Annotated in this window: 21 protein-coding genes; 11 read left to right on the top strand and 10 right to left on the bottom strand. The window is 73.5% G+C overall.

Annotation, left to right across the window (positions count from 1 at the left end; translation table 11 throughout):
• Window positions 1–61: 61 nt before the first annotated feature.
• Complete coding sequence (rpmB, locus tag IEZ31_RS10675) at window positions 62–253, top strand: 50S ribosomal protein L28 (RefSeq protein WP_190249618.1); 192 nt, start codon at window positions 62–64, stop codon at window positions 251–253.
• Window positions 254–494: 241 nt separating this feature from the next.
• On the opposite strand, the gene IEZ31_RS10670 is transcribed toward rpmB, so the two are convergent.
• Together IEZ31_RS10670 and IEZ31_RS10665 are read right to left on the bottom strand one after the other, a co-directional pair.
• Window positions 495–1,001, bottom strand: a complete 507-nt coding sequence (locus IEZ31_RS10670) for a DUF3515 family protein (protein ID WP_190249617.1) — start codon at window positions 999–1,001, stop codon at window positions 495–497.
• A complete protein-coding gene (locus tag IEZ31_RS10665) occupies window positions 1,002–1,235 on the bottom strand; it encodes an Lrp/AsnC ligand binding domain-containing protein (protein WP_190249616.1) in 234 nt (77 codons plus the stop codon).
• Window positions 1,236–1,377: 142 nt separating this feature from the next.
• Between IEZ31_RS10665 and IEZ31_RS10660 the strand changes: the two genes are divergently transcribed.
• Both IEZ31_RS10660 and IEZ31_RS10655 read left to right on the top strand, forming a co-directional pair.
• On the top strand, window positions 1,378–2,340 hold the full coding sequence (locus IEZ31_RS10660) for a thiamine-phosphate kinase (RefSeq protein ID WP_190249615.1): 963 nt from the start codon (window positions 1,378–1,380) through the stop codon (window positions 2,338–2,340).
• Between the two features lie 52 nt (window positions 2,341–2,392).
• Entirely contained in the window at window positions 2,393–2,866 is a 474-nt protein-coding gene (locus IEZ31_RS10655) for a GNAT family N-acetyltransferase (protein ID WP_190249614.1), read from the top strand.
• Here the strand turns inward: IEZ31_RS10655 and IEZ31_RS10650 are convergent.
• Genes IEZ31_RS10650 through IEZ31_RS10635 form a run of 4 tightly spaced genes read right to left on the bottom strand, consistent with a single transcriptional unit; the run spans window position 2,863 to window position 6,768 of the window.
• Window positions 2,863–3,864 (bottom strand): D-alanine--D-alanine ligase, encoded by a 1,002-nt coding sequence (locus IEZ31_RS10650; RefSeq protein WP_190249613.1) that lies wholly within the window; start codon window positions 3,862–3,864, stop codon window positions 2,863–2,865. The genes IEZ31_RS10655 and IEZ31_RS10650 overlap by 4 nt on opposite strands.
• A gap of 22 nt (window positions 3,865–3,886) precedes the next feature.
• Complete coding sequence (locus tag IEZ31_RS10645; RefSeq protein ID WP_190249612.1) at window positions 3,887–4,999, bottom strand: cystathionine gamma-lyase; 1,113 nt, start codon at window positions 4,997–4,999, stop codon at window positions 3,887–3,889.
• A 9-nt stretch (window positions 5,000–5,008) separates the two neighbouring features.
• A complete protein-coding gene (locus IEZ31_RS10640) occupies window positions 5,009–6,043 on the bottom strand; it encodes an NAD(P)H-dependent glycerol-3-phosphate dehydrogenase (protein WP_190249611.1) in 1,035 nt (344 codons plus the stop codon).
• Window positions 6,040–6,768 carry a lysophospholipid acyltransferase family protein gene (locus IEZ31_RS10635; protein ID WP_190249610.1) on the bottom strand — a complete coding sequence of 243 codons (729 nt, stop codon included), beginning with the start codon at window positions 6,766–6,768 and terminating at the stop codon, window positions 6,040–6,042. Before IEZ31_RS10635 ends, IEZ31_RS10640 begins: the two co-directional genes overlap by 4 nt.
• A 73-nt stretch (window positions 6,769–6,841) precedes the next feature.
• Here IEZ31_RS10635 and cofC point away from each other — a divergent pair, with 73 nt between their 5' ends.
• The 5 genes from cofC (at window position 6,842) to IEZ31_RS10610 (ending at window position 12,548) form a co-directional block, all read left to right on the top strand.
• Entirely contained in the window at window positions 6,842–7,471 is a 630-nt protein-coding gene (gene cofC, locus IEZ31_RS10630; protein ID WP_190249609.1) for a 2-phospho-L-lactate guanylyltransferase, read from the top strand.
• Between the two features lie 4 nt (window positions 7,472–7,475).
• The gene (locus tag IEZ31_RS10625) at window positions 7,476–7,673 is read left to right on the top strand and encodes a cold-shock protein (RefSeq protein ID WP_190249608.1); all 198 of its coding nucleotides are present in this window, start codon (window positions 7,476–7,478) and stop codon (window positions 7,671–7,673) included.
• A gap of 220 nt (window positions 7,674–7,893) precedes the next feature.
• Window positions 7,894–10,215 carry an RNA degradosome polyphosphate kinase gene (locus IEZ31_RS10620; protein ID WP_229834646.1) on the top strand — a complete coding sequence of 774 codons (2,322 nt, stop codon included), beginning with the start codon at window positions 7,894–7,896 and terminating at the stop codon, window positions 10,213–10,215.
• Between the two features lie 9 nt (window positions 10,216–10,224).
• Complete coding sequence (locus tag IEZ31_RS10615) at window positions 10,225–11,688, top strand: CYTH and CHAD domain-containing protein (RefSeq protein WP_190249606.1); 1,464 nt, start codon at window positions 10,225–10,227, stop codon at window positions 11,686–11,688.
• On the top strand, window positions 11,676–12,548 hold the full coding sequence (locus tag IEZ31_RS10610) for an NUDIX domain-containing protein (protein ID WP_190249605.1): 873 nt from the start codon (window positions 11,676–11,678) through the stop codon (window positions 12,546–12,548). Before IEZ31_RS10615 ends, IEZ31_RS10610 begins: the two co-directional genes overlap by 13 nt.
• A 217-nt stretch (window positions 12,549–12,765) precedes the next feature.
• Here the strand turns inward: IEZ31_RS10610 and IEZ31_RS10605 are convergent, their stop codons facing one another.
• From IEZ31_RS10605 to leuC, 3 genes are all read right to left on the bottom strand, one after another.
• Complete coding sequence (locus tag IEZ31_RS10605; protein ID WP_190249604.1) at window positions 12,766–13,341, bottom strand: HU family DNA-binding protein; 576 nt, start codon at window positions 13,339–13,341, stop codon at window positions 12,766–12,768.
• A gap of 137 nt (window positions 13,342–13,478) precedes the next feature.
• Window positions 13,479–14,066 carry a 3-isopropylmalate dehydratase small subunit gene (gene leuD, locus IEZ31_RS10600; protein ID WP_190249603.1) on the bottom strand — a complete coding sequence of 196 codons (588 nt, stop codon included), beginning with the start codon at window positions 14,064–14,066 and terminating at the stop codon, window positions 13,479–13,481.
• A 44-nt stretch (window positions 14,067–14,110) separates the two neighbouring features.
• A complete protein-coding gene (leuC, locus tag IEZ31_RS10595) occupies window positions 14,111–15,523 on the bottom strand; it encodes a 3-isopropylmalate dehydratase large subunit (protein ID WP_190249602.1) in 1,413 nt (470 codons plus the stop codon).
• A 49-nt stretch (window positions 15,524–15,572) separates the two neighbouring features.
• Here leuC and IEZ31_RS10590 point away from each other — a divergent pair, with 49 nt between their 5' ends.
• From IEZ31_RS10590 to IEZ31_RS10580, 3 genes are all read left to right on the top strand, one after another.
• Window positions 15,573–16,259 (top strand): IclR family transcriptional regulator, encoded by a 687-nt coding sequence (locus IEZ31_RS10590; RefSeq protein ID WP_190249672.1) that lies wholly within the window; start codon window positions 15,573–15,575, stop codon window positions 16,257–16,259.
• A gap of 222 nt (window positions 16,260–16,481) precedes the next feature.
• On the top strand, window positions 16,482–16,736 hold the full coding sequence (locus tag IEZ31_RS10585) for a hypothetical protein (protein WP_190249601.1): 255 nt from the start codon (window positions 16,482–16,484) through the stop codon (window positions 16,734–16,736).
• 118 nt (window positions 16,737–16,854) lie between these two features.
• On the top strand, window positions 16,855–18,639 hold the full coding sequence (locus tag IEZ31_RS10580) for a hypothetical protein (RefSeq protein ID WP_190249600.1): 1,785 nt from the start codon (window positions 16,855–16,857) through the stop codon (window positions 18,637–18,639).
• Here IEZ31_RS10580 and IEZ31_RS10575 read toward each other — a convergent pair.
• On the bottom strand, window positions 18,629–19,561 hold the full coding sequence (locus IEZ31_RS10575) for an FAD-dependent oxidoreductase (protein WP_190249599.1): 933 nt from the start codon (window positions 19,559–19,561) through the stop codon (window positions 18,629–18,631). The two genes, IEZ31_RS10580 and IEZ31_RS10575, sit on opposite strands and share 11 nt — an antisense overlap.
• Between the last annotated feature and the right edge of the window lie 9 nt (window positions 19,562–19,570).

The raw sequence follows: 19,570 nt of genomic DNA, 5'->3' as shown, positions 1-19,570 counted from the left end.
TCCGGTCCGCGGTCGCGGCGACGGTTCCAGCCCGAGACGCAATCAATCCCAGGAGATCCCCGTGGCTAGCGTGTGCGACGTCTGCGGCAAGGGACCGGGCTTCGGCCACAACGTGTCCCACTCGCACCGGCGGACCAACCGCCGTTGGAACCCCAACATTCAGACGGTGCGCACCCCGGCCGGTGGCGGCACCACGCGGAAGGTGCAGGTCTGCACCTCCTGCTTGAAGGCCGGCAAGGTCGTCCGCGGCTGATCCAGCCAAGCAGAAAAAGGCCCCGCGAGCCACTCGCGGGGCCTTTTGCCGTGCCCGCGAGCGAGTGCAGCTTGCCGTGCCCGCGAGCGAGCGCAGCTGGAGCTCCGGCAGGAACAGGATCACCACGAAGCCCACCACCATGCCGATGACACATTGCGGCCGCGCAGCATCGAGCAAATTTTCCCATTCCGGTGTAATTGGAACAGCCCGAAGCCGTTGGCCGCGCTGAGGAAGGCAGAACTCAGCAGTGCACCGGGCCGGGGGACGCGGTCTGCGGCACCGTCGCCACGATCGGGGCGGACAGGTTGACCACCCAGGAGCCCTCCGCCTTCTTCGGGACCACCACCTGCAGTGAGACCTTGCGGTCGACCGACTGCCAGACGGTCTCGGTGGAGCGCTCCTCCGGATACCAACATACGTTGGACAGCGCCAGGAGCTGGGCGTTCTGCGGGATCGAGCGGACCGGCACGCCGCAGGACAGCACGATCGGCGGGTCGCCGAAGGCCGCGTTCTGCTCGCCGCCCGCGGTCACCGGGCGGCGGTCAAGGCCGCCCAGCGACGTCGGCAGCCGCGCCACGAGGGCACGGCAGACCGCGGCGGTGTCCTGGTCGAGCGGGGCCGCCGTCGCCGACACCGCCGACGTCGACGGTGCCGACGGGAACCCGCCGAGCGCCCAGAACACCCCCAGGCCGGCCAGCAGCGCGAGGGGCAGCGCCGCCAGGGTGGCGATGCGGGACGGAGACGCCATCTATAAGTGCACCACCGAGCAGGTGAGGGTGCGGGTGATCCCCGGCACCATCTGGACCTTGCTGACAATCAGTTTGCCCAGCTCGTCGACGCTGCGGGCCTCGGTGAGGACCACCACGTCGTACGGACCCGTGACCGCGTCGACCCGCACCACCCCGGCGAGTTCCTGGATGGCCGTCGCCACATCACGCGCCTTGCCGACCTCTGTTTGGATCAGGATGTATGCCTGTACCACGACACGACCCCTTCCTGCGCCGCGCGAGCGCTGATCAGGCGTGAACCTACCGCAACATGAGAGTCAGCAATCCACCGCCGTGCGTGATCATGCCACGACACGCTGGGTAGACAACAATAACGAGCACCAAGATGGAGGACGGGTGACCGTAGCAACCGCCGGGGAGTTCGGGCTGATCTCGCGGGTGACGGCCCGGCTCGGGGCGGAGTCGCCCTACGTGCTGCTCGGCCCCGGGGACGACGCCGCGCTGGTCGCGGCGCCCGACGGCCGGGTCGTCGCGAGCACCGACGTGCTGGTCGAGGGCCGGCACTTCCGCCGCGACTGGTCGAGCGCGCGTGACGTCGGCCACCGTGCTGCCGCCGCCAACCTGGCCGACATCGCCGCGATGGGCGCCCGGCCGACCGCCTTGCTGGTGGCGTTGTGCGCCCCGGCGAACCTGCAAATTTCGTGGGCCGAGGAGCTCGCCGACGGGCTGGCGGCCGAGGCCGGCAAGACGGGCGCCGTGGTCGTCGGGGGCGACACCTCGGCCAGCCCGACGCTGACGATCTCCGTGACCGCGCTCGGCGACCTGGGCGGCGAGTCGCCGGTGCTGCGCAGCGGGGCGCAGCCGGGCGACGTCGTCGCGGTCGCGGGGCGGATCGGGCACGCCGCCGCGGGGTACACCATCCTCTCCCGCGGCTTCCGCTCGCCGAAGCTGCTGGTCGAGGCGTTCCGCCGGCCCGAGGTCCCCTACCACCTCGGCCCGGTCGCCGCGCGGCTCGGCGCCACGGCCATGATCGACGTCTCCGACGGCCTGCTGGCCGACCTGGGGCACATCGCGGCGGCCAGTGGCGTCGGGATCGACGTGCGGCGCGACGCGTTCACGGTGCCGGAGCCGATGCGCGACGCCGCGACCGCGCTGGGCGTCGACCCGTACGGCTGGATACTGACCGGCGGCGATGACCACGCATTGGCGGCCACCTTTCCCTCGGACACCCGGCTGTCGTCCGACTGGCTCGTCGTCGGCAGCGTCGTCGCGTCCAGTTTGTTCACAGCGGGTGACGGTGTGACGGTCGACGGGCGACGTTACGCGGGCGGGGCACCGGGCTGGGATCACTTTCGGTAACGACTCACCGCCGATGCTGTAAGGCGCAAAAGGGACTATACCCTTTACCCTCGTGACAGAGATCAACATCCGACTGACCCGCTACGGCTCGCGGATCGCCGCCACCCTGACCGCCGCCGCGCTGGCCGAGCTGGCCGAGCGCTACGGCGGCGACGGCGACAGCACGCCGATCGAGCCCGGCGAGTTCGACCCGCCGGAGGGCGGCTTCCTCGTCGCCTACGTGGCCGGCGCGCCCGCCGGGTGCGTGGGCTGGCGCACGCTGACCGAGGACGATCAGTTCGAGACCGCGGAGCTCAAGCGGATGTACGTCGCGCCGGAGCACCGCGGCCTCGGCGTCGCCAAGGCGCTGCTCACCGCGGTCGAGGACGACGCCCGCCGGGCCGGCCGCAAGCGGATCTGGCTGGAGACGGGCACCGCGCAGCCGGAGGCGATCGGCCTGTACGAACGGTCCGGCTACGCGCGCATCGAGGACTTCGGGCACTACAAGGGCTACCCGGACGTCCGGTCGTTCGGCAAGGACCTCTAGTGCAGGCCGGTCCCCCGGCGCACGGCGGCGCGGATCAGCCGTGAGACGAGGGTGTCGTACCGCACCCCGCTCGCACTCCAGACCGAAGGAAACGGTGCGCCGGGCTCGAACGCCGGCATCGTGTCGATCGCGTCGAGCGTGACCTCGCCCGCCGGGGTCACGGTGAGGTCGACGCGGGCCAGCCCGGCGCAGTCGAGGGCCACGAACGCCTGCACGGCCAGGTCGCGCACCGCGCGCTCGACGTCGCGGGGCAGCTCGGCCGGCGCGGTGACCCCGTCCTCCGTGAGCTCGCCGGGGACGCTGGCCTCGGGCGCCCCGCCGGCGCCGGCGCCACCCGCGTCGAGCACGCCGACCGTCACGCGCCGGCCCGCCGGGACGCTCGCGACGACGACCTTGCCGTCGACCTCCCGCGCGGCGGCGACGGCCGCGTCCAGGTCCGCCCAGTCGCCGACCAGCGTCTCGCCGCCGTGGCCGCGCGCCGGCAGTACCGCCACCGGAAGCGTCAACCGGGAACGGCCGGCCTCGTCGAGGGGCGTGCCGCCGCGCAGGACGGCGTAGGGCGCCACCGGCAGGCCGGCGGCCACCGCGAGCTTGCGCAGGTGGTCGCGGTCGAGCGCGGCCGAGGAGGCGAAGACCCCGGACCCGACGTAGGGCAGGTCGGCCATCTCCAGCAGGCCCTGGATCGTGCCCTCGTGGCCGAACGCGCCGCGCAGCACCGGGAAGACCACGTCGATGCCGGCCAGCCGGGCGACGCCGGCGCGGGCGTCGACGACCGCCACGTCGGCGCCGGTGGGCACCAGGTCGGTCGAGGCGCCGGAGGCGGCGGCCCCGGGCAGCACCCACTGCCCCTCGCGGGTCACGCCGACCGGCACGATCTCGAACTCGTCGTCGGCGTCGAGGGCCGACAGGATTTCGGCCGCGCCGACGCTGCTGATGGCGTGCTCCGTGCTGCCCCCGCCGAACACGACGGCGACCCGGGTCTTCTCTGGCGTATCCACGCCGCCGACCCTAGCGGGATCTTTAGGCGCGTGCCGCGTCCAATGCCCGACGCAGGTCCGCCACCAGGTCGGCGGTGTCCTCGATGCCGCAGGAGAAGCGCACCAGCCCCTCCGGGGCGTTGTCGCCCCACTGCGCACGGCGGTCGGCCGACGTGTGCAGCCCGCCGAACGAGGTGGCGGCGAAGACCAGCTCGGACGCGTCGAGGAAGCGGTCGACGGCCGCCTTGTCGGCGAGCGTGAACGTCACGACCCCCGGCACCCGCCGCATCTGCCGGCGGGCCAGCCCGTAGGCGGGGTCCTCCGGCCGGCCGGGCCAGCGCACCGACCGCACCGCCGGATGTCCCGCCAGCACGTCGGACACCGCGGAGGCGTTGGCGCTCTGCCGGGACAGCCGCAGGTCGAGCGTGCCGAGCGAGCGGTGGGCCAGCCACGCCTCGAAGGGACCCGGCACCGCGCCCGTCCGGGCCCGCCAGGTGCGGATCGTGGCGGCGAGCTGCGGATCGCGGGTGCAGACGTACCCGAGCAGCAGGTCGGAGTGGCCGGTGAGCGCCTTGGTGCCCGACGCGACCGACACGTCGGCGCCGTGGTCGAGCGGCCGCTGGCCCAGTGGCGTCGGGGTGGTGTTGTCGACGGCGACCAGGCCGCCGCGCGCGTGCACGGCCGCCGCCAGCCCGGCCAGGTCGCAGACGTCGAGCCCCGGGTTCGACGGCGTCTCCAGCAGCAGGAGGCGGACGTCGTCGAAGGCCGGATACGGCCCGCTGGTGGGCGCGGTCAGCACCGTCACGCCCCGCTCGGGCAGGTGCTCGGCGGCGAAGACGCGGGTCAGGTAGTAACCGTCGCTGGGCAGCACGACGGTGTCGCCGCTGCGCAGCGTGGTGAGCAGGACCGCGGTGACGGCCGCCATCCCGCTCGCGAACACCACGCACTCGCCGCCCTCGAGCTGGCCGATCGCCGTCTCCAGCGCCCGGTAGGTGCTGTTGTCGGTGCGCCCGTAGCCGTCGACGCCCGGCTGCGGGCCGGCGACCGGGTCGAGGTGGTAGGGCGCAGCGGGCACCGGGCCGGGCAGGAACGGGCGGCCCGGCACCGGGGCGGGCAGGCCGGCGTGCACGGCGCGCGTGCCGTCACCGAGAGGCATGCGGCAACCCTACTGGCCGGTCGAGGGCATGCCCGGGCGCTCCGGCTTGGTCTCGCGGGCCATCAGGGCGGTCGTCGCCTTGAGCGGGTCGAGCCCCTCGTGGCAGACCAGCTCGACCTGCTCGGTGATCGGCATCTCGACGCCCACGCTGCGGGCCAGGTCACGGATCGACAGGCAGCTCTTGACGCCCTCGGCGGTCTGCCGGGTCGCCGCCTGGGCCTGCTCCAGCGTCTCCCCGCGCCCCAGCCGCTCGCCGAACGTGCGGTTGCGCGAGAGCGGCGACGAGCAGGTCGCGATGAGATCGCCCAGGCCGGCCAGCCCGGCGAACGTCATCGGGTTGGCGCCGAAGGCCGCGCCCAGCCGGGCGGTCTCGGCCAGGCCGCGGGTGATGAGCGTGGCCCGGGTGTTGTCGCCGAACCCGAGGGCGGCGGCCATGCCGTAGGCGAGCGCGATCACGTTCTTCACGGCGCCGCCGAGCTCGCAGCCGACGACGTCGTCGTTCGTGTACGGACGGAGGTACCGCGTGCTGATCGCCCGCTGCACCAGCTCGGCCCGGCGGATGTCGCGGCCCGCCACGACCGTGCCGGCGACCTGCTCGGCGGCGATCTCCGGCGCCAGGTTGGGGCCGGTGACCACGGTCACCCGCTCCGGCTCGACCCCGGCGACCTCGACGATCACCTCGCTCATCCGCTTGAGCGTGCCGAGCTCGATGCCCTTCATGAGGCTGGCCAGCGTCGCGTCCGGGCCGATGAGGCCGGCCCAGGCGGCGAGGTTCTGCCGCAGCGTCTGCGACGGCACCGCGAGGACGACCAGGTCGGCGCCGTCGAGCGCCTCGGCCGCGTCGGCGGTCGCCGTGACCGCGCGCGGCAGCGGCGTGGACGGCAGGTACTCCGGGTTGACCCGCCGCTCGCGAATCGCGGCCGCCAGCTCGGGCCGCCGCGCCCAGACGGTGACCTCGGGCGTGCCGGCGTCGGCCAGCACCTTCGCGAACGCGGTGCCCCACGAGCCCGAGCCGAGGACGGCGACCCGCTTGATCGCGCTCATGCGGTGTGCTCTTCGGACTGGCTGGCCCGCTTGGTCGTGCCGTACAGCGGCGGCGGGGTGCCGCCGCGCAGCTCGGCCACCATGTCCCGCAGGTGCAGCATGACGTGGTCGGTGATCTCGCCGAGGATCTGCGCGGTGGGCTGCGCACCGGCCCAGGCCGACAGGTCGAGCGCCGGCCCGGTGGTGATCTGCATCATCTTCCGCGGGAAGACGTCGATCTTCTTGGTGCGCGGGTCGTAGATCCGCTCCGGCCCCCACATCGCGATCGGGACGACCGGGGCGCCGGTGTCGAGCCAGAGCCGCGCCGCGCCGGTCTTGCCACGCATCGGCCACAGGTCGGGCTCGCGCGACGTGGTCCCCTCCGGGTAGATGACCACGCACTCGCCGCCCTTGACCCCGACGCGGGCGGCCTCCAGCGCCTTGACGGCGTCGGTGGTGCCGCGGCGGACCGGGATCTGGTGCACCGCCTTGAGCAGGTAGCCGAGCACCGGCACCTCGAACAGGCTGGACTTGGCCAGGAACGACGGCCAGCGGCCGGCGTCGTAGATGTAGTGCGCGACGGCGAGCGGGTCGGCGTGGGAGATGTGGTTGACGACGATGATCACCCCGCCCTCGGCCGGGATGTGCTCCATCCCCTTCCAGGTGCGGCGGGTCAGCGCCCCGATCAAGGGCTTCACGGTCATGACGGCGAAACGCCGCCAAAAGCCCAGCCTCCGGCGCGCCATCTCACCCTCCCCTCAGTGTTCTGCTGCGAATCATGCCACTGCCGGGCGCCGGAGCGTCGTGTCAGGATGGGGCATGCTCAGCCACCGACCGGCCTCGTGGGTCGCCGTGGTCCCGGTGAAGCCGCTGCGGTCGGCCAAGACGCGGCTGCGCGGCGCGGTCCCGGCGGCGGTCCACCCCGACCTGGTGCTGGCGATGGCGCGCGACACCGTCGCCGCGGTGCTGGCCTGCCGCTCGGTGGCTCGCGTGGTGGTCGTCTGCGACGACCCGGCGGTGCGCGCGGAGCTGACCCGGCTGGGCGCGACCTGCGTGCCCGACACCCCGGCGGCCGGCCTCAACGCGGCGCTGGCGTTCGGCGCGCGCGGCGCCGACGGCCCGGTGGTGGCACTGACCGCCGACCTGCCCGCGCTCCGGGCGACCGACCTGGAGTCGGCGCTGGCCGCGGCCGAGCGGGCCGGCCGGCGGGCGTTCGTCCCCGACCAGGAGGGCAGCGGCACGGTGCTGCTGGCGACCCCGCCCGGCGTCCCCCTCGCCCCGCACTTCGGCCCGGGCTCGGCCGCCGCACACCTGCGCTCCGGCGCGACCAGGCTGGACGGCACCTGGCCGAGCCTGCGCCGCGACGTCGACACGGCCGCCGATCTGGACGCTGCGACAAGTCTGGGCGTCGGCGCCCATACCGGACAGGTCATCTGCACGGTAGCGTGATCGCATGCAGGGCACGGTGGCGACGTTCGACGAGACGACCCGCACCGGCACGGTGCTGCTCGACGACGGCGTCGAGGTGACCTTCCCGGCGGCCGCCTTCGACGCCTCCGGCCTGCGGCACCTGCGACTGGGGCAGCGGGTGCGGCTCGACCACGACGACGTGGGCACTGTCATCAAGGTCACGCTCCCGACGCTCCCGTGACGCACCGAGCAGCGAGAAGTTCATGTTGAGACCGGCACAAACAGGTCATGATGATCCGGTGGACGAGAGCTCGACCGGTCGCAGTCGCCCGCGCAACGCCGCCCAGCGGCCGGAGCCGGCGAGCGCACCTCCCAAGACGACGCGGTCGGCGGATTCCGGAGCGCCGGCGCGGGCTCGGCGGGCCACCAGGGTTGCCAAAGCCACGGCGAGCGAGGTCACGGTGAACGACATCACGGTCAACGAGGCCAATACCGAGCAGGCTGCTCCGGCCGAGCGGGTGCCGACCCAGCCGAAGCCCCCCACGCAGGCGGCGAAGCCACCTGCCAGCCGGCCCGAGACCACCAAGCCGGCGGCCACGACGGCGAAGCCGCCCGCGGCCGCGGAGCCGGCCGAGAAGCCGGTCGAGAAACCCGCCGAGGACCCGCCGGCCGTCGCCGGCGAGGAGGTCACGGCGCCGGAAGCAGCGGCACCGGAGGTACCGGAGAGGAAACCGCTCCCCGAGGACCGGTATCTCAACCGCGAGCTGTCCTGGCTCGACTTCAACGCGCGGGTCCTCACCCTCGCCGAGGACAAGTCGACGCCCCTGCTGGAGCGGGCCAAGTTCCTCGCCATCTTCGCCAGCAACCTCGACGAGTTCTACATGGTGCGCGTCGCCGGCCTGAAGCGGCGCCTGCAGACCGGCCTGCCCGTGCGCCGCCCCGGCTTCCTGCCGCCGACGGAGCAGCTGGAGCAGATCGCCGAGCGCACGTCGGCGCTCATGTCCCGCCAGTCGCGCGTCTTCGCCGAGGAGATCGTGCCGGCGCTGGCCGACGAGCACATCCGGATCGTGAGGTGGAGCGAGCTCGACCCGGCCGAGCGGGAGCGCATGCGGGCGTCGTTCCGCGAGCAGATCTTCCCGGTGCTCACGCCGCTCGCGGTCGACCCGGCGCACCCCTTCCCGTACATCTCCGGCCTCTCGCTGAACCTCGCGGTCGTGGTCCGCGAGAAGGACGGCGGCCCGGAGCTGTTCGCCCGGATCAAGGTCCCCAACAACGTGCCGCGGTTCTTCGCGCTCGACCGGGTCACCCGCGACGGCGCCCGGAACATGCGCTTCCTGCCGGTCGAGGAGCTCATCGCGGCCCACCTGGGCCAGCTCTTCCCGGGCATGCAGGTCGCCGAGCACCACCTGTTCCGGGTGACCCGCAACGCCGAGGTCGAGCTCGACGAGGACCGCGACGAGGACCTGCTGCAGGCGCTGGAGCGGGAGCTGGCCCGGCGCCGGTTCGGCCCGCCGGTGCGGCTGGAGGTCGCCGCGTCGATCTCCGACCACGTGCTGGAGCTGCTGGTCCGCGAGCTGGACATGGACTCGCACGACGTGCTGCGGGTGCCCGGCCTGCTCGACCTGACCGCGCTGTGGGAGATCTACAACGGCGTCGACCGGCCCGACCTCAAGGACCCGCCGTTCGTGCCGGCCACCCACCCGCACTTCGCCGAGGGCGAGACGCCGCGCAGCGTGTTCGCCCGCCTGCGCGACCACGACATCCTGGTGCACCACCCCTACCACTCGTTCTCGACGAGCGTGCAGCGCTTCATCGAGCAGGCCGCCGCCGACCCGAACGTGCTGGCGATCAAGCTCACGCTGTACCGCACCAGCGGCGACTCCCCGATCGTCGACGCGCTGGTCGACGCGGCCGAGGCCGGCAAGCAGGTGGTGGTGCTGGTCGAGGTGAAGGCGCGCTTCGACGAGAAGGCCAACATCGGCTGGGCCCGGACGCTGGAGCGGGCCGGCTGCCACGTGGTGTACGGCCTGGTCGGCCTCAAGACGCACACCAAGACGGCACTGGTCGTCCGGCAGGAGGGCAACCACATCCGCCGGTACTGCCACGTCGGCACCGGCAACTACCACCCGAAGACGGCCCGGCTGTACGAGGACTACGGCCTGCTCACGGCCGACCCGGAGGTCGGTGCCGACCTGACCGACCTGTTCAACGTGCTGACCGGCTACAGCCGGCAGACCTCGTACCGGCGGCTGCTCGTCGCGCCGCACGGGGTGCGCCGCGGCATCATCGAGCGGATCGACCGGGAGGTCGCGCTCGGCACCGAGGGCCTCGTGCAGCTCAAGGTGAACTCGCTGGTCGACGAGGAGGTCATCGACTCGCTGTACCGGGCCAGCCAGTCCGGGGTGCGGGTCGACCTGATCGTGCGCGGCATCTGCGCGCTGCGCCCGGGCGTGCCGGACCTGTCGGAGAACATCCACGTCCGCTCGGTGCTCGGCCGGTTCCTGGAGCACTCGCGGGTCTTCCGGTTCGGCCGCGGCGCGCGCGCCGAGTACTGGATCGGGTCGGCGGACCTCATGCACCGCAACCTCGACCGGCGGGTCGAGGCGCTGGTGCAGGTGACCGACCCGGCGGGCCAGGAGGAGCTGCACCGCGTGCTCACGCTCATGATGAGCGAGGACACCGGCGCGTTCGAGCTGTCCGGCAACGGCCAGTGGCACCGCCGGCCGGGCAAGAACCCCCAGGAGGCCCTGCTGCGAAGGATCGTCGACCGCGTCGAGGGCTAGGGTGGCCGGATGCTGAGGTTTGTGGCCGACGGCGACTTCGCCGTGCCGGACCTGTCCCAGGCCGGCCCACCGGCCACCGTCCGCTCGATCTACTACGACACCCCGGACCGCTGGCTGGCCAGGTCCGGGGTGTCGCTGCGGTACCGCAGCGGCGAGGACTGGACCGTCCGGCTCCCGGCGCCGAAGTCCGGCCTGGAGTACGACTACTCCCTCCCGGTGACCGGCGCCGGGGTCATCCCGCCGGAGCTGCTCGACCTGGTGACCGCGCACCGGCGCAGCGCCGGCCTGGCCGCGGCCGTCACGCTGCGGACCCGGCGCACCGTCCACAAGCTCGGTTTCGCCGAGGTCGTCCACGACGACGTCAGCGTCCTCGACGGCCGGCGGGTGGTGTCGCGCTTCCACGAGATCGAGGTCGTGCCCCGCGAGGACCGGCCCAAGCAGCTGCGCCGCCTGGAGGAGGCGCTGCTCGACGCCGGCGCCACGGTCGACGACGGCGTGCCCGAGCACGTGCGCGCGCTGGGCCCGCTGCAGCCGGCGCCGCTCGTGCGGCCGGCGGCGCTCCCGCCCAAGGCCCGCGCGGGCGAGGTGGTGACCGAGGCGATCCGGCGGGGCGTGGCGCGGATCGTCGACCACGACGCCTTCGCCCGGCTGCGCGAGACGATGCCCAACGGCGACACCCCCGTGCACCAGATGCGGGTCGGCACCCGGCGGCTGCGCAGCGACCTGCAGACGTTTCAGGCGCTGCTCGACCCGGTGTGGACCGCCGGGCTGCGCGGCGAGCTGAGCTGGCTGGCCGAGGCGCTGGGCGGGGCCCGCGACGTCGAGGTGCTCCGCGACCGGCTGCGCCGCACCGCCGCGAGCGACCCGCTGGCGCCCCTCGACGAGGCGGCGGTGGAGCGGATCGACGCGGCCCTCGCCGAGCGGCACGAGGAGGCTCTGGCGGTACTGGACGGGGCGCTGCACGACCCGCGGTACGTCCTCCTGCTCGACGCCCTGGTCGAGGCGGCCGCCACGCCCCGGTTCACGGCGCTGGCGGCCGAGCGGGCGGCCGACGTGCTGCCCGGGATCGTCCGGCGGCCGTGGCGGCGGCTGGTGGTCGGCGGCGGCGCGGCGCCCGGGGCGGGCGAGCTCACCCCGGACCTGCCCGACGACGAGTGGCACGAGGTCCGCAAGCGGGCCAAGCGCGCCCGCTACGCCGCCGACGCGGTCTCGGGGGTCGTGGGTGAGGATGCGGTACTGCTGGCGAAGGCGATCGCGCGGGCCCAGGGCGTGCTCGGCGAGCACCAGGACGCGGCCATCGCCGCCGACACCTGGCTCGACATCGCCGCCGCCGACCTCGACGACCACGCCATGGCGGTGACCGCCGGCCGGCTCGCCGAGCGGGAGCGGGCGGCGGTGACCCGCTCCCGGGCCGCGTTCCCGGCCGTGTGGGCGGCCGTCATCGAGGAAAAGAACATCGCATGGCTGAGGTGAACTCGGTCGTCCGCGCGGCGGGCGGCGTGGTGTGGCGGACCGGCGGCGAGATCGTGCTGGTGCACCGCCCCCGGTACAACGACTGGTCGCTGCCCAAGGGCAAGCTCGACCCGGGCGAGCATCCGCTCGAGGCCGCGGTGCGCGAGGTCCACGAGGAGAGCTTCGTGCGGGCGGTGCCGCAGGTGCGGCTGCCGTCCATCCGGTACCTCACGGGCGAGCCCGGCGTCGAGAAGCACGTCGACTTCTGGTCGATGCGGGCCGTCGAGTGGCAGGACCGGCCGGCCGACCACGAGATCGAGGAGGCGCGGTGGGTCCCGGCGGGTGAGGCGCAGCGGATGCTCTCGTACGCGCACGACCGCGGCGTCGTGAAGGCCTTCCTGTCGCTCCCGCCCGTGACGTCGGTCGTCGCGGTGGTCCGGCACGCGAAGGCCGGCAAGCGCCGCGACTGGTCCGGCGACGATGCCGACCGGCCGCTGGACGACGGCGGAAGGCGCGATGCGGCGGGCCTGTGCGCTCTTCTGGGGCTCTTGCGGCCGGACCGGGTGGTGTCGGCCACCCCCGCGCGGTGCCGGGAGACGATGGAGCCGCTGGGGCAGCCGCTGACCCTCGACGCCCGGTTCGACGAGCTCGGCTCTCCGACCGAGGCCGCCGCGGCGCTGGCGGAGCTGGCCCGCCTCGGCGGCACGACGGTGGTGTGCAGCCAGGGCAAACTCATGCCGCCGATGCTCACGGAGGCGACCCGGCGGGCGGACGTCAACTTCCACACGCGGAAAGGCGCGGGCTGGCTCCTGGGGCTGGCCGGGTCGCGGGTCGTCGGCCACGACCGGCTGGCGCCGCTGACGGTTTCCGGCGAGCTCTGATCGGGCGGGCGGCCCGTTCCCGCGGGCCGCTCCGGCTCATTTTCTTTCCTCCGAGCTTTGCGCAGACCGGCCGCTTTCACGAGCGGTCGCCGCCGCCCGTGGTCCGCCCTTCCGCGGGCCGCCCCGGCCCGTCTTCCCCCGCCGACGCTCCCGTCCCGCGCACGTGAAAGGGCGGCGCCGTTTTCGCGGCGCCGCCCTTTTCTTTCGTTGTGGTGTCCTACTTGGCGGCGGCCTTCTTGGCCGGCGCCTTCTTGGCGGCCGTCGTGGTCTTCGCGGCCGCGGTGGCGGTGGTGGTCTTGCGAGCCGTGGTCGCGGCGGCGGCGCGGGTCGTCTTGGCGGCGGCCTTCTTGGCCGGCGCCGTCTTGGTCGCGGCCTTCGCCGGGGCCGTCTTGGTGGCGGCCTTCGCCGGAGCGGCCTTGGCCGTCGCCTTCGCCGTGGTGGCCTTTGCGGCGGTGGTGGCCTTCGCGGCGGTCGTCTTCGTCGCGACGGCCTTCTTGGCCGGGGCGGCCTTCGGCACCTTGCCGCTGGCGACCATCTCGCGGAAGCTGGCGCCGGCCCGGAACGCGGGCACCGACGTCTTCTTCACCTTCACCGCTTCACCGGTGCGCGGGTTGCGGGCCGTTCTCGCACCACGGATGCGCTTCTCGAAGACCCCGAACCCGGTGATGGCGACCTTGTCGCCCTTGGTCACCGCGGCCTGGATCTCGGCCAGAACCGCGTCCAGCGCCGCGTTTGCCGACTTCTTGTCGCCCAGGCGAGCGCTGAGCGCCTCGATGAGCTCGGCCTTGTTCACGTTTCCTCCCGTACCAGAAATGAAGTCCCTGTGGGCAAGGTATCCCAACGCACACAGGATACAAACATATGACGGAAAAGAAATCGTTGTGGAGTAACGGATTTGACCGACGGCTCCCCGAGACGCCCAGCGTGGGCCTAGCGAACGACGGGTGTCCACTCCGGACGGCGTTGTTCGAACGCGTCGATAGCGTCCGCGTGACGAAGGGTGAGACCGATGTCGTCCAGGCCCTCCAGCAGGCGCCAACGGCTGAAATCGTCCAGCGGGAACTCCCATTCGTGGCCGTCGGCACGCAACTGGCGACCCTCCAGGTCGACCGTTACCGGAAGCTGGGGATCCGCCTCGACGGCGGCCCACAAAATTTCCACGAGTTTCAGGTCGAGCTCGACCGGCAGCAGCCCCGCCTTGAGCGCGTTGCCCCGGAAGATGTCCCCGAACCGGGGCGCGACGACCACCTTGAAGCCGTAGTCCTGCAGCGCCCAGACGGCGTGCTCGCGCGACGAGCCGGTGCCGAACTCGGGGCCGGCGACCAGGATCGACGCACCCTCGTAGACGGGATTGTTCAGCACGAATGCCGGGTCGGACCGCCAGGCGTTGAAGAGGCCGTCGGCGAACCCGGTGCGGGTGACGCGCTTGAGGTACACGGCCGGGATGATCTGGTCGGTGTCCACGTTGGAACGGCGCAGCGGGACGGCCGTGCCGGTGTGGACGGTGAACTTCTCCATGTCCAGTCCTACTTTTTCAGTCGACGTGCTTCGGTCGGCGGGCGTCAGTGAAGATCGGCGGGCGCGGCGAGGCGGCCCACGACGGCGGTGGCGGCGGCGACCGGCGGCGACACGAGGTGCGTGCGCCCGCCGCGGCCCTGGCGGCCCTCGAAGTTGCGGTTCGACGTCGACGCCGAGCGCTCCCCGGGCTTGAGCGTGTCGGGGTTCATGCCCAGGCACATGGAGCAGCCGGCGAACCGCCACTCCGCTCCGGCCTCGGTGAAGACCTTGTCGAGGCCCTCCTGCTCGGCCGCCGCCCGCACCGACGCGGAGCCGGGCACGACGAGCATCCGGACGCTGTCGGCGACCTTGCGGCCGCGCAGCACCTCGGCCGCAGCGCGCAGGTCCTCGAGGCGGCCGTTGGTGCACGAGCCGAGGAACACCACGTCGACGGCGACCTCCCGCAGCGGGGTGCCCGGGGTGAGAGCCATGTACTCCAGCGCCTTCTCGGCGGCGACCCGCTCGGCGCTCTCGGCGAAGTCCTCCGGGCTCGGCACCGAGCCGCCGAGCGGCGCGCCCTGGCCCGGGTTGGTGCCCCAGGTGACGAACGGGGTGAGCTGCGAGATGTCCAGCGTCACCTCGGTGTCGAACTTGGCGCCCTCGTCGGTTCGCAGGCTCGTCCAGTGCGCCTTGGCCTTCTCCCAGTCCTCACCCTTCGGCGCATACTGCCGGCCCTCGATGTAGGCGAAGGTCGTCTCGTCCGGCGCGATCATGCCGGCCTTGGCGCCCCACTCGATGGACATGTTGGAGATGGTCATGCGGCCCTCCATCGACAACTGCTCGATGGCCGGCCCGCGGTACTCCACGACGTGCCCGCGGCCGCCGCCGGTGCCCACCTGCGAGATGAGCGCCAGGACCAGGTCCTTGGCGGTCACGCCGGGGCCGAGCTCGCCGACGACGTTGACCGCCATGGTGCGCGGCCGCGCCTGCGGCAGGGTCTGGGTCGCGAGGACGTGCTCGACCTCGCTCGTGCCGATGCCGAACGCGAGCGCGCCGAACGCGCCGTGCGTCGAGGTGTGCGAGTCGCCGCACACGATGGTCATGCCGGGCTGGCTGAGGCCGAGCTGCGGTCCCATGACGTGGACCACGCCCTGCTGGTCGTCGCCGAGCGAGTGGATGCGGACCCCGAACTCGCTCGCGTTCTTGCGCAGCGTCTCGATCTGCGTGCGGGAAACCGGGTCGCTGATCGTGAGGACGTTGTCGGTCGGCGTGTTGTGGTCCTCGGTCGCGATCGTGAGATCGGGCCGGCGGACCGGGCGCCCCGCCACGCGCAGGCCGTCGAACGCCTGCGGGCTGGTGACCTCGTGCACCAGGTGCAGGTCGATGTAGAGCAGATCGGGCTCACCGGCAGCGGAACGCACGACGTGCGCGTCCCACACCTTCTCGGCGAGCGTCCGTGGTTGTGCTTCTCCCACCATCTGGACATCCTAAAATCTGGGAGGTATGTTTCGGTCTGTGGGACACAGTATGAGCGGTGTGGGCGTGCTCGACAAGGCGGTGGTCATCCTGGCCGCCTGTGTCGACGGTGCCAGCCTTGCCGAACTGGTGGACCGGACCAAGCTTCCCCGGGCAACGGCGCACCGGCTCGCACAGGCCCTGGAGATCCACCGATTGCTCGTCCGCGACGCGCAGGGGCGCTGGCGCCCGGGCCCGCGCCTGGGCGAGCTCGCGAACGCGGCTCCCGACGTGTTGCTGACCGCGGCCGAGCCGATGCTGACGGCGCTGCGCGACGCCACGGGCGAGAGCGCGCAACTGTACCTGCGGCGCGCCGACGAGCGGCTGTGCGTGGCCGCGGCGGAGCGCGCGAGCGGCCTGCGCGACACGGTGCCGATCGGCGCGGTGCTGCCGATGACGGCCGGCTCCGCGGCGCAGGTCCTCCTCGCGTGGGAGCCGCCCGAGGCCGTGATGCCCCTCCTGCCGCGCTGCAAGTTCACCGGCCGCACGCTGGCCGAGGTCCGCCGCCGCGGCTGGGCCCAGAGCGTGGCCGAGCGCGAGGCGGGCGTGGCGAGCGTCTCGGCCCCGATCCGCGACCGCACGGGCCGCGTGATCGCCGCGATCTCGGTGTCGGGCCCGATCGAGCGCCTGGGCCGCCGCCCCGGCGACCGCCACGCCATGGCGGTGGTGCGAGCCGGCCAACGCCTCTCCGGCCTGTAGCCGCCGTCCGTTCTCGCCGCCCCACGTTCCATGATCGCGGGAAGCTTCTGGTCGCCCAGCCGGACGTTTCCCACGATCATGGAACTGGCGTCGCTTCGACTGCGCCAACGACCTGCGGCAGATCGCCTAACGGTGGAGGCGGGCGGGCGGGCCGGGGCCTACCATCGGCGGGTGCGCCTGCGGCGCGCAGGCGGACGCCTTTCTCGGCTGGAAGGAATGCCAGTGCCCGATACCACCCCTGCCTCGCCCGGGCCGGACGACGACGGCTCCGGCGGGGTCAGCCCCGCGCCCACCGACGGTACGCCGGCCTCGCCGACCGCGCGGCCCGACGGGCCGGACGCTCCTACCCCGCCCCCGGCGGCGCCCACGGCGCCGGGATCGGCTTCGACCGGTGGCGGGCGCGGGGGCTGCATGACCGCGATGATCGGGCTGTTCGTGTTCATCGCGGCGCTGCTGGGCATCGCCACGCAGTTGTAGGCCCGCGACATCGAACAACGGCGCTCTCCGGACATCGGAGAGCGCCGTTTCGGTTGAGCGCGCCGGTGGCGCTCCCCCGCTACGATCTCGATCACATTCATGGGGGAGGAACGACATCATGAGCGGAGAAGACCGCCCGCCGGGCGCTGCGAACGACGAACCGGAAGCGGCCGAGGACGCGGCCGCGGCGCCCGTCCCGGCGCCCGAACCGACGATCCAGCTGGCATCGGAATCGGCCGCCGAGCCGGAGCCGGAACCGGTCGCCGGGCTGGAGCCCGAGCCCGGCGCACCTCCGCGGCGGTCGCGGAGGCGGCTGGTCGGCGTGCTGTCCGCCGCCGGCGTCGCGCTCGCCGTCGTCGCGGCCGGCGGAGCGTTCGCCGTGGCGCGGCTGTGGCAGGACAGCGTCGGGCGCATGCCCGAGGAGATCCTGCCGGCGTCGGCTGCCGCGTTCGCCCGGATCAACCTGACGCCCGGGCTGAGTCAGCGCCTGAAGTTCGGGACGCTGTTCGCGGGCAGCGACGGCAACGGCGAGCACGCGCTCGAGAAGGCCGTGTTCGACGGCGCGCCGATCTCGTACGACGACGTCGCCCCCTGGTTCGACGGCCGCCTCGGCGTCGCGCTGTGGGCCGATCCCGCGCACCCCGACGCTCCGGTGACCCTGGTCGCCGCCGCGGCCAAGGACGCGGACAAGGCCCGCTCGACGCTCGACGCGGCCCAGCGCAAGGCCGGCACCGACCGGCTGGGGTTCCAGGTCGCCGACGGGTACGCGCTGCTGGCCTTCGGCGAGAAGGACTCCCAGGGCGCCGTGTCGGCGGCGGCGAAGCAGCCGAAGCTGGCCCAGGCCGCCGACTTCCGCAGCGCCGTCGGGACGCTCCCGGCCGACCAGCCCCTGCTCGGCTGGGCCGACCTCGGCCGGGCCACGAAGCTGGCCGAGAAGCTGGCCATGGGCAGGCTGACGGCCGAGCTGGGACCGTTCGGCGGGCTCGGCGAGAGCGGAAGCGAGGGCGACAGCGGAGGCGAAGGCGAGAGCGGAGGCAGCGCGGCCGGGCCGAGCGCCGTGCCCGATGTCACCGGCACCCTCGTCATCGGCGCTCAGGCCGCCGCCGACAGCATCGAGGTCCGCGGGCGGCTCATCGGCGGGACCCAGGTGTCGACCGCGCAGCCGGCCGTCGACGCCGTCCAGGCCCTGGGCGGGATGCCGTCCGGCACGCTGGCGTCGGGCGTCGTGTCGGGCCCGTTCGACGGGATCGAGGGCGTGCTCGGCGAGGAGCTGGGCTGGCTGCCGCTCACGCTCTTCAGCTCGTTCGACGTCGCGGGCGGCGGCGGCCCGATCGCGGTCCTGCCCGGCGGCGCGATCGGGCCCGGCGGCGGCGATCCAGAGGCGATCCAGAAGTACCTGGAAGAACACCCGGAGGTGCTCGAAGGAGGCAGCGGCTCGTTCACCTTCGTGGACCCCGGCGAACTGAAGTCCGTGGAGATGCTGGACCCGCAGAAGGCGGCCGACGCGTTCGGCGCCGGTGTCACGAAGGCCACGGCCCTCAGCTTCAGCGTCGTGAGCGGGGGCGACAAGGCCGGTGGCGTGCCGCTGATGGTGGACCTGCGGATGCCCGACGCGGCGGCGGCCAAGCAGCTGCACACCGACCTGGCCGCGCTGACGCAGCTCACCTCGGCGACGTGCGAGGTGAGCGGCGAGCACGTGGTGCTGAAGGCGAAGAGCTACGCCCCCGGCACGGGCAAGCTGGCCGACGTCGAGCTGTTCAGGCAGGCGATGGCCGGCGGCGTGGCGAAGCCGTCCACCGCCGTGTACTTCGACGCCGGCGACGAGCCGGTCAAGGCGATCGGCCTCACCGCGGGCCGCGACGGGGCGGACACCGTGCTGTTCGCCCGGCTGGTCACCCGATAGCCAGCCGGACCACTTCGTCGGCGCAGCCCCAGGCGAGGGTCACCCCGGCCCCGCCGTGACCGTAGTTGTGGACGACCCGGGTGCCGCTCGGCAGCGGCTCCGGGCCGGCCGCCACCCGTGGGCCGCCGTGCCGGGCCGGGCGCAGGCCGGCCGCCTCCCGCAGGACGGGCGCGCCGGCCAGCTCCGGCACCAGCCCCACGCAGCGGCGCAGGATCGCGGCGGACACCGCCGGGTCCGGGGTCGTGCTCCAGTCGTCGCGCTCGAACGTGCCGCCCAGCACGACGTCGCGGCTGCGCGGGTGGATGTACGTCATCCCCTCCGGATGGTCCTCGTCGCGCACCGACGTGACGAGGCCGGGGTTGGCGACCGCGACGACCTGGCCGCGGGCCGGATGGACGGCCGGGTCGGCGGCCAGCTCGCGGGCGGCGAGGCCGGTGGCGTTCACCACGACGGGCGCGCGGCCGTCGAGATCGCCGAGCGCGCCGACCCGTTCGGTGACGAACGACCCGCCGAGCGCGCGGGCCCGCTCGGCGAGCCACTGGAGGTACACCTCCATCTCCGTCGCCGGCACCGTGAACCGCCACTCGCCGGGCGCGGCCGTGAAGTCCGGCACGGCGTCGGCCCACCACGGGCGATCGGCGGGGCGGCGCAGCAGCATGCGGGTCGGGCGCGGCACCACGCCGGGGACACCGGCGGACGCCTGCCGGGAGAGCTCGTCGTACGTCGAGCGCGCCCACGCCAGGACGAACGGATCGGCGGCGGTGCGGGTCGGATACCACACGGCGGCCGCGAGGCTCGACACCGTGCGCCCGGGCGGGTCCGCGGCCACGACGGTGACCCGCGCGCCGGCCTCCAGGAGCCGGATCGCGCTGGTCAGCCCGCAGACCCCGGTTCCCAGGACAATGACGTCGGCGTCGGCCATTCCCCCAGA

Origin of the sequence: Dactylosporangium sucinum, assembly GCF_014647515.1 — a bacterium.
Taxonomy (GTDB): Bacteria; Actinomycetota; Actinomycetes; order Mycobacteriales; family Micromonosporaceae; genus Dactylosporangium; species Dactylosporangium sucinum.
The sequence above is the reverse complement of the archived record's forward strand: the minus strand, read 5'-3'. Positions and strand labels throughout refer to the sequence as shown.

Bases quoted from the DNA above. Each gene is read 5' to 3' on its own strand.
- leuD (WP_190249603.1), bottom strand. From the start codon at position 14,066: ATGGAGAAGTTCACCGTCCACACCGGCACGGCCGTCCCGCTGCGCCGT.
- IEZ31_RS10610 (WP_190249605.1), top strand. From the start codon at position 11,676: ATGGCTGAGGTGAACTCGGTCGTCCGCGCGGCGGGCGGCGTGGTGTGG.
- IEZ31_RS10615 (WP_190249606.1), top strand. From the start codon at position 10,225: ATGCTGAGGTTTGTGGCCGACGGCGACTTCGCCGTGCCGGACCTGTCC.
- IEZ31_RS10645 (WP_190249612.1), bottom strand. From the start codon at position 4,999: ATGCCTCTCGGTGACGGCACGCGCGCCGTGCACGCCGGCCTGCCCGCC.
- IEZ31_RS10575 (WP_190249599.1), bottom strand. From the start codon at position 19,561: ATGGCCGACGCCGACGTCATTGTCCTGGGAACCGGGGTCTGCGGGCTG.
- IEZ31_RS10590 (WP_190249672.1), top strand. From the start codon at position 15,573: ATGAGCGGTGTGGGCGTGCTCGACAAGGCGGTGGTCATCCTGGCCGCC.
- IEZ31_RS10635 (WP_190249610.1), bottom strand. From the start codon at position 6,768: ATGGCGCGCCGGAGGCTGGGCTTTTGGCGGCGTTTCGCCGTCATGACC.
- IEZ31_RS10640 (WP_190249611.1), bottom strand. From the start codon at position 6,043: ATGAGCGCGATCAAGCGGGTCGCCGTCCTCGGCTCGGGCTCGTGGGGC.
- cofC (WP_190249609.1), top strand. From the start codon at position 6,842: ATGCTCAGCCACCGACCGGCCTCGTGGGTCGCCGTGGTCCCGGTGAAG.
- IEZ31_RS10580 (WP_190249600.1), top strand. From the start codon at position 16,855: ATGAGCGGAGAAGACCGCCCGCCGGGCGCTGCGAACGACGAACCGGAA.
- leuC (WP_190249602.1), bottom strand. From the start codon at position 15,523: ATGGTGGGAGAAGCACAACCACGGACGCTCGCCGAGAAGGTGTGGGAC.
- IEZ31_RS10670 (WP_190249617.1), bottom strand. From the start codon at position 1,001: ATGGCGTCTCCGTCCCGCATCGCCACCCTGGCGGCGCTGCCCCTCGCG.
- IEZ31_RS10625 (WP_190249608.1), top strand. From the start codon at position 7,476: ATGCAGGGCACGGTGGCGACGTTCGACGAGACGACCCGCACCGGCACG.